This is a genomic window from Endozoicomonas sp. SESOKO4, assembly GCF_024606275.1.
In genome coordinates this window covers 1-7,933 of the sequence record NZ_JAHHPS010000521.1, presented here as the reverse complement: position 1 = coordinate 7,933, position 7,933 = coordinate 1, and the positions used below count along the sequence as shown (strand labels likewise).

General features: G+C 45.5%; 7 protein-coding genes. 5 read left to right on the top strand and 2 right to left on the bottom strand.

Annotation, left to right across the window (positions count from 1 at the left end; all coding sequences use genetic code 11):
• A partial coding sequence (locus tag KDK16_RS10160) for a hypothetical protein (RefSeq protein WP_257275949.1) occupies positions 1 to 1,942 on the bottom strand: 1,942 nt, incomplete at its 3' end.
• A 223-nt stretch (positions 1,943 to 2,165) separates the two neighbouring features.
• Positions 2,166 to 3,152, bottom strand: coding sequence for a TDT family transporter (locus KDK16_RS10155; RefSeq protein WP_257275948.1), 987 nt, complete (start codon positions 3,150 to 3,152; stop codon positions 2,166 to 2,168).
• Positions 3,153 to 3,484: 332 nt separating this feature from the next.
• Between KDK16_RS10155 and mutY the strand changes: the two genes are divergently transcribed.
• The 5 genes from mutY (at position 3,485) to KDK16_RS10130 (ending at position 7,733) form a co-directional block, all read left to right on the top strand.
• Complete coding sequence (mutY, locus tag KDK16_RS10150; RefSeq protein ID WP_257275947.1) at positions 3,485 to 4,549, top strand: A/G-specific adenine glycosylase; 1,065 nt, start codon at positions 3,485 to 3,487, stop codon at positions 4,547 to 4,549.
• 91 nt (positions 4,550 to 4,640) lie between these two features.
• Positions 4,641 to 5,537: an acyltransferase gene (locus KDK16_RS10145; RefSeq protein ID WP_257275946.1), complete on the top strand. Its 897-nt coding sequence runs from the start codon at positions 4,641 to 4,643 to the stop codon at positions 5,535 to 5,537.
• A gap of 145 nt (positions 5,538 to 5,682) precedes the next feature.
• Positions 5,683 to 7,167 (top strand): YdiU family protein, encoded by a 1,485-nt coding sequence (locus tag KDK16_RS10140; protein ID WP_257275944.1) that lies wholly within the window; start codon positions 5,683 to 5,685, stop codon positions 7,165 to 7,167.
• Positions 7,168 to 7,221: 54 nt separating this feature from the next.
• Positions 7,222 to 7,494: an oxidative damage protection protein gene (locus tag KDK16_RS10135; protein WP_257254632.1), complete on the top strand. Its 273-nt coding sequence runs from the start codon at positions 7,222 to 7,224 to the stop codon at positions 7,492 to 7,494.
• 20 nt (positions 7,495 to 7,514) lie between these two features.
• Positions 7,515 to 7,733 (top strand): hypothetical protein, encoded by a 219-nt coding sequence (locus KDK16_RS10130; RefSeq protein WP_257254633.1) that lies wholly within the window; start codon positions 7,515 to 7,517, stop codon positions 7,731 to 7,733.
• Positions 7,734 to 7,933 lie beyond the last annotated feature (200 nt).

The window sequence follows — 7,933 nt, the reverse complement described above, 5'->3', positions numbered from 1 at the left end:
GGATATTTTCAGGGACAGGCTGCAAAGGGATTTTATCCTTTCTGCACTGATGAATATATTGAAACCAGGCGTGTAAAAATTGGTTAATTAATTTGATTTCCTGAACCGTTTTCGGACATCGGAAAAAACGAAACTCCAGCGTAGATAATTTATTGACTCTGTTTGCTCCGGTAATATGCAACAAAGACATAGCCGTATATTTTTCCATTATATCAACATCAATATAACCAAGCCCCCTTTGTATGGTCGTCATATGAACAAGCTGACTATAAAAATGTGCAAATTGCTCAAGCCTCTCTTTTTTTTTCGAATCAGTGTTGCCTTTATGGCTTGGCTTTTCAGTATGATTTTCTTGTATTTTTTTATTGTATCGGTCAATGAACGTATTTAACCGTTTTACGGCAAATGGTTTTGTGTCAGGATTGTAATCAGCAAATGTTTTATACCATCTGGCTTCATCGTTCTCCAGAATACGATCATTATTTCCAAACGCCCTTAGCAAAAATGGGTTTCGCTGGATCTCAGACTCCATCGCCAGAAGCACACCGGTATCACCCTGAGTAGCACTCAAGACATCGACGTGTTTATGCCCGGAACTATAATCAATGAATCCGTCCTTGCGCATTGAATCAGTGACTTCAATCACCTTCTCAAAAGATAATTCCGCAAGCTGGTCACCAGAATGATAAGGCGTGCAGTTTATTTCAAACCAATTCTGGGAATCATAAAAAGGGAGTACGGTGAAGCTATCATCAAAGCCATATCGTGTACCACGTTCGTCAGCGATACGACGATAACACATCCCTTTGTCTTTGAGTCGATATGTAAAAATATCATCAAGCCGGGCTCGGGAATCTTTAACGTCATATTCAAGCTCTTCACCGAATTTAAGGTTTGGTCTGTTTGCCGGTTTCGCTTCATTGTCAGTTCCAAAAGAAGTGTCATCAAACATGGCGTTAACAATACCATCACAGCGCCCGGAAAAAATAACATCCATAACATGTTGATTAAAATACTCTCTCATATTACTTTCGTTGGTGCGCAGACCAACAGTTAACATATTGCTGGATGTTAGCGGTACACAAGCACTATCAATCAGTTGCTGCCTGAATTTGACGGCAAAATTAAAGACAACGCCCAACTCAGAAAAAAAGCCTCTTCCAGCAAGAAGGGTTTGAAAAAATGGATAAATCTCCTTCAGCAATTTCTCGTACGTAATTTCATAGACGCGAAAGTCAACTGAAGCCTTAACCTTTGGAGTAACATCATCCGGTACATTCTCTTTTTTGTTAAGATAATCAATCAGCATGTCACCCAGGCTATAACGTAATCTAAGCTTATTAAATTTCGATGCCTCTGCTGCCTGTTCGGTAAAAATAGCATTCAGGTAAGACTCTATCTCTTCAATCCTCATAAGGCCGATGGTCTTGCCAGCCACATATTTATCGGTACTGCTTTCAAACGTAAAGCACCGGTCATGAACCAGACCTTCCTGACATAAAATAAAATCAATAAAAATCCCGGTTATTGCCTCTCTTTGATCATCTTCAAGATATTCCATTGCGATTTCGTCATATTTCAACGTATGTATAAGATTTTCAATGGTATTTCGAAAACGTTCAGCCGCTTCCTCTGCGGTAAACGTCACGTTCACCTTGCTACTGGCTACATCTGCAACCTCACAAACATCAGTAGCAATCCAATGGGAAACGGTTCGCTCGGGAATAGTCTGATTGGGCATCTGACGACTGCAACCTGACAGAAAACAACCAAGTCGTCGTATCTGCTTTACCAACGCAGAGGATTTATCTTGAACCCTGCGCTTTCTTGAAAAGCTCTTGACTTCGCTCGGCCCTGAATCAAACTCATCACCAACGTTTTCTTTAACAAGGCTGCTTTCATGAAGCCCGTATGCATCTGTTCTGGAAGAGTTTATATTCATTAGTCACTCCATTGACTGTATTTAATTTTTTTAAGCTTCATGTGCTTTGGACTATTAATTTCCAAAAAAATTCAAGAATCCTGGTTTATATTGCCCAGCGCTAACCTACTGCATGAGCCTTCTGAGCGAGATGGGATGGTTCAGCAGAGCCGTAATAGAAGTCTGTTGGACTCAAAAAAGACTGGCAGGACACATGGATCAAGCCAGTTATTTTCTGTTCAGGTTATGCCAATTGTGGGCGGGGCTTCAGATAAAAGAGGATATAGCGAATAGCAACATAAGTGACAATGACTGTAGCCACCACGAGTTCAATAAGCCCCAGCTGATAAAAGAGATCAGCAAAGACACCATTTACTTTGCTTTCCAGCTTAAGCAATGCTGTGGCACCAATCACCATTGGGAAGGTGAAAGCGGCATAGCCAGGTGAAAATGGCAGCCTCAGCAGTTTAATAAAAGCCATATACACCATGACCGTCATGAAAATAGCCAGTGGCGCCAGAATACTGATCATGATCAGGCTGGGATTATCGGTGATGGTCAGATAACCCGCCAGAGACAAACTGGCTGGTGCTCCCATAATGGCAAAAGTAGGCAGCGCCGCATCAGGAATAGTGCTCTTGAAGATCAGGCGGTAGAACATGATGGGCAGCTTTATGAAATAGCAGAGCAGGCCAAAGATAAACAGCATCTTGACCAGAGGCTCAAAGCCCATACCCTGACTCGTGACCGCAGCCACGATTATACCAACAGGAGGTACAAACCAGCTGGGCACCATATGCTCAATATCAAAGTCCCTAACCCGCTTGGTCACAAAACCTGCCAGTAATACCAGATGAGTTAGCACGGCCGCTACCCAGAGCGCGCGTGCCGCAAATTCGGAAATGGGCATGAGAGCAGAAGCAATCACCATAGCAGCCATGGCACAGGTTGGCATAACACTGCTGACGACAGGGTGTGAAAGATCTTCACGAATCAGGTGCGGGTGCAGAATAAATTTCAGCATCACATTGATGACCAGTATGGCGGCAATCAGAGCAGCGGTTAACTTAAGTCCCTGAGAATGATCTGGCATGACCAGAGACCAGGCGGCGCCGAGGCTGGCAATGCCTAAAGCCAGACCTCCCAGAGGAGTGGGAACACGGCTTAGTCTTGATACCAGGCCAGTTGTGCGAGCTGGATTTTCAGTCTTATTCATCGTGCGTATTACCAAGCCTGTCAGTCATTCGCTCATGGCTTTATTTAGCTCATGGCTGTTCGAGCAGTTTTTAGAAGGTACGTGCATAAAATAATGTATTTTGAGAATAAGAAAATTCAAACTTTTGAATAATAGGAATCAATAAAACTTATACTCTAAGGAAATTCTGTACTCCCGGTAAAAGTGGGTCTGAGCAAACAAATGATTGATCTTAAATGAGGAAGCTCATGTTTCCGGTTTGCAGCGCATGCAGATATAAAAACGCTGTGAAATCTGATTCGCAGGCCATTTCATCGTATTTTTCATAGTAGAATGTACAATTCAATTTTTAAGCCCAAACACCCTATATGTCGCCAGATAGCAATAGTGACGCCTTCAGCCAACAAGTGCTCCAATGGTTTGATGGTCATGGCCGCAAAAACCTGCCATGGCAGAAAAACATCAACCCTTACCGGGTCTGGATCAGCGAAGTCATGCTGCAGCAAACCCAGGTAGCTACCGTCATCCCGTACTTTGAAAACTTTATGTCGCGTTTTCCCAAGGTTGCAGACCTGGCTTCAGCGGAGATTGATGATGTACTTCATCTGTGGAGCGGGCTCGGATATTACAGCAGAGCCAGAAACCTGCACAAGGCGGCAAAAATGGTCATGGATACTTTTGCCGGTGAGTTTCCCCGCTCTGTTAAAGAATTAACTCAGTTACCCGGAATCGGTTTATCGACTGCCGGAGCGATAGCGTCCATCAGTATGGGTATTCGTGCTCCGATTCTGGACGGTAATGTTAAGAGAGTACTGGCCCGTTATCAGGCCATTTCTGGTTGGCCCGGACAGTCTGCAGTAGCACAACAACTCTGGAGTATTGCCGAAGGGTTTACCCCACATCATCGCAATGCAGATTACACTCAGGCGATGATGGATCTGGGGGCAATGATTTGCACCCGGACCAAACCTTCCTGTCTGATTTGCCCATTAGAGCAAAACTGTGTGGCCCACAAAGCCGGAGAAGAAACCCGCTACCCCGAACCCAAACCTAAAAAAGATAAGCCGGAACGATCGATAATCATGTTAATGGTGATCAACGAGTTTGGAGAGGTTCTATTGGAAAAAAGACCACCTACAGGTATTTGGGGAGGACTCTGGGGTTTTCCGGAAATCCAGATTGATGAGGAGCTGTCTGGTGCCGCTCAAAACAAAACCGGATTAAGTCTGGAAGATTTTGAAGAATGGTCTTCATTTCGACACACATTCAGCCATTATCACCTGGATATCACTCCGGTCAAATCCTTTGCTGCCAAAGCCTCTTCGGTAGCGGATGGAGATCGATGGCACTGGTTTCAGCCTGATCAACCGTCCGAGCTGGGCTTGGCAGCTCCAGTCAGTAAGCTCTTAACGAAAATCATGAGGACTCTGTAGAGGCGATCAGCGGGGTGAAAGTTCCGGGTTAGAGATGAAAAAAGTTTCGAGTTAAACTACGCAACCCCCAATAAAGAACGCCAAGTCCAACATGATCCGTCGATTTAAAGAATACGTTACAGGGTGTTTATCTGCCTCCCTTTTGATCATCAACACCCTGTTGCTCAGCGTGCCGCTGCTCTGTTTTTCTCTTTTAAAACTCATCGTCCCCTTAAAAGGCTTTCGTCGCCTGATGGGACGAATGGCTCACTTTATGGCTGAGCTATGGATCAGCATCAACTCCCTCTGGATGAGAGCACTGACAGGAACTCATCTGAATATCAGCGGTCTGAATGACCTGAATCCCAATGGCTATTATCTGATCACCTCCAACCATCAAAGCTGGGCCGATATTTTGCTGATGCAACAGCTGCTCAACAGAAAAATCCCCTTGATGAAGTTCTTTCTCAAACAGGAACTGATCTTCGTTCCGGTTATAGGTCTTTGCTGGTGGGCTCTCGACTTCCCATTTATGAAGCGTTACAGCAAAGCCTATCTTGAAAAACACCCGGAAAAACGTGGCAAAGATCTGGAAAACACCCTTAATGCCTGCGAAAAATTCAAAACCATGCCGGTATCCATCGTCAATTACCTCGAAGGCACCCGTTTTACCGAGGCGAAGCACAAAAAGCAGTCATCCCCCTTCAAACATTTGCTGAAACCCCGTGCTGGCGGTATCAGTTACGTAATTGGAGCTTTGGGTGAGCAGGTGAGAACCCTTTTAAACATCACCATTGTTTACCATCAAAAAGGCCAGCTGGGTTTCTGGGACTTCCTGTGTGGTCGAATTAAAAGCGTCAGTATCCATGTTGACAAACGAACCATCCCGAAATCGTTCATAGGTCGCAGCTACCAGCAGGATGCTGAATTTCGTAATGACTTTCAGGCATGGGTTAATGATCTCTGGGAAGAAAAAGATCAGCTCATGCAACAAATGGGTCAACCTTAAAAGCGCTATTACGTCGTCTGCCGTTTCCTGAAGAACTCTCCCACACAAGTCAATTTCCTAGTAAAATACTCAGGTATTCTTTGACCACAGCAATGCCGCAACAGGGAGTGGTGGCATTTCCGTCCTCTGTATGGAAAATATCTAAATGAGAACAAGCCTGGATCAGCTCAACTTTAATAACCGCTTTGGCCAGCTGCCAGACGTGTTCTATACCCGTCTTCAGGGCACTCCTCTGGATAATCCCAAGCTGGTCGCCGTGAGTCAGAAAGCCGCTGATCTGCTAGATCTTGAGCTGAGCGACACTTGTAAAGAGCAGTTGACCCAGATGGGTGGAGGCTCAATATTTCCCGAAGATTCCGACCCTTTGGCAATGATCTACTCCGGACATCAGTTTGGCAGCTATAACCCTCAGCTGGGCGATGGGCGAGGTTTGCTTCTGGGGGAAGTGATCAACAAAAAAGGTGAAATATGGGATCTCCATTTGAAAGGGGCAGGCATGACACCCTATTCCCGATTCGGTGATGGTCGGGCCGTTTTACGTTCCTGCATCCGTGAGTACCTTGCCTCTGAGGCCTTGTTCCATCTGGGTATCCCGACCACTCGTGCCCTTTGTGTGGTGACCAGCGACACTCCGGTTTACCGTGAAACAGAGGAACGCGGATCTACCTTGCTGCGAATGGCAAAAACTCATATCCGTTTCGGTCACTTTGAGTATTTTTACTACACCAAACAACACGAAGCTCTTGAAACTCTGGTCGAATTTACCATTCAGAACTATTTTTCCGAGCGAATTGATTTTTCCGGGCAGCCCGATAAAAACGACAAATACAGTTTATTTTTCAAAGCTGTGGTAGAGAAAACCGCTCATATGATTGCCCTTTGGCAGGCTAACGGTTTTGCCCATGGGGTAATGAATACCGACAACATGAGCATTCTCGGCGAAACCTTTGATTACGGGCCCTACGGCTTTCAGGATGATTTCAACTGGCACTTCATCTGTAACCACTCTGATCATTCCGGCCGCTATGCTTTCAGCCAACAACCCGATATCGGTTATTGGAACTGTGGCCGACTGGCACAGGCGTTTTTGCCTCTGCTCGAAGATATATCTACTCTTCAAAAAATACTGGACAGCTATCCCGCGCTTTACTCAACCAAATATCTTTCATTGATGAGTGAGAAACTGGGGCTGCAGGAAGAAGAACCTGAAGACTCAGATCTGATCAGGGATCTTCTGCAGCAACTTCATGATCAACGACTGGACTACACCCTGTTTTTCCGTACCTTGTCGGATTACCGTGCAGGTCAGGGCGTATCAGCATTCATTGCTTTGTGCAGTGAACCTGAGTTCCTCAAAAAGTGGCTGCAACGCTATGATGAAAGGATTCGTCGAAACCCGGAGCCAGAGCAGCAGCGCCACGAACGAATGAAACAAATCAACCCCAAATACATTCTGCGAAATTATCTCGCCCAAACGGCTATCGAGAAGGCGGAAAAGGGGGACTACAGTGAAATCGACCAATTGATGAAAGTGTTGCAGTCACCCTATGATGAGCATCCTGATCTGGGACATTATGCTCAAAAGCCCCCTGAGTGGAGTAAAAAGCTGGAAGTCAGCTGCTCGTCCTGACGAATAGTTTGTTAAGATGCCACCCTATTACTGATTGTGAGAAAGAGGATACCCATGGCCCGTACCGTACACTGTGTAAAACTCAAGAAAGAAGCCGAAGGCCTTGCTGTGCCACCTCTGCCAGGCCCCAAAGGCCAGTGGGTTTACGAGAACGTTTCCCAGTCTGCATGGAGTGAATGGCAAGCCCACCAAACTCGTCTGATTAACGAGAAACACCTCAGTCTGCTGGATCCTGAAACCCGCAAATACCTGACCGAACAGATGGATAAGTTTTTCGCCGGTGAAGACTATGATGCCGCCGAAGGTTTTGTACCTGAACAGAAGTAAACTGATTAGGAGCCTGACCTATGAACATCAAAGACATTTCTATCTCTAACAACAAAAAGAAGCTCATTCTCTCTGCCATCAGCGACCACTCTGTCCTCTTTCAGGAAGAAAATGGCGACATTGTTATAGATACCAGAGCCTATCAGACTTACAAGGAAGAAAAGGGGCAGGCACCGATTGAAGAAATAGCTGAACTGGAGTCCCTGGAAGAATTGGCGGACTATGTCGTCTTTCAATAACAAAATAAACTCTGCCAGCTGCATTGTGACTCTAAACAGTTGATCCACACCACTTTTTTCGTTCAAAAAACGGAAAATCAGCATAGCCGACTTGACTCAGAGGGGTGAAATCCGTTTAATACGCCTCGCACATGGTTACGTGAAAGGCCTGGGTAGCTCAGTTGGTAGAGCAGCGGATTGAAAATCCGCGTGTCGGTGGT

Coding starts and splice junctions, on each gene's coding strand:
- mutY (WP_257275947.1), top strand. CDS start 3,485: ATGTCGCCAGATAGCAATAGTGACGCCTTCAGCCAACAAGTGCTCCAA.
- KDK16_RS10145 (WP_257275946.1), top strand. CDS start 4,641: ATGATCCGTCGATTTAAAGAATACGTTACAGGGTGTTTATCTGCCTCC.
- KDK16_RS10140 (WP_257275944.1), top strand. CDS start 5,683: ATGAGAACAAGCCTGGATCAGCTCAACTTTAATAACCGCTTTGGCCAG.
- KDK16_RS10135 (WP_257254632.1), top strand. CDS start 7,222: ATGGCCCGTACCGTACACTGTGTAAAACTCAAGAAAGAAGCCGAAGGC.
- KDK16_RS10130 (WP_257254633.1), top strand. CDS start 7,515: ATGAACATCAAAGACATTTCTATCTCTAACAACAAAAAGAAGCTCATT.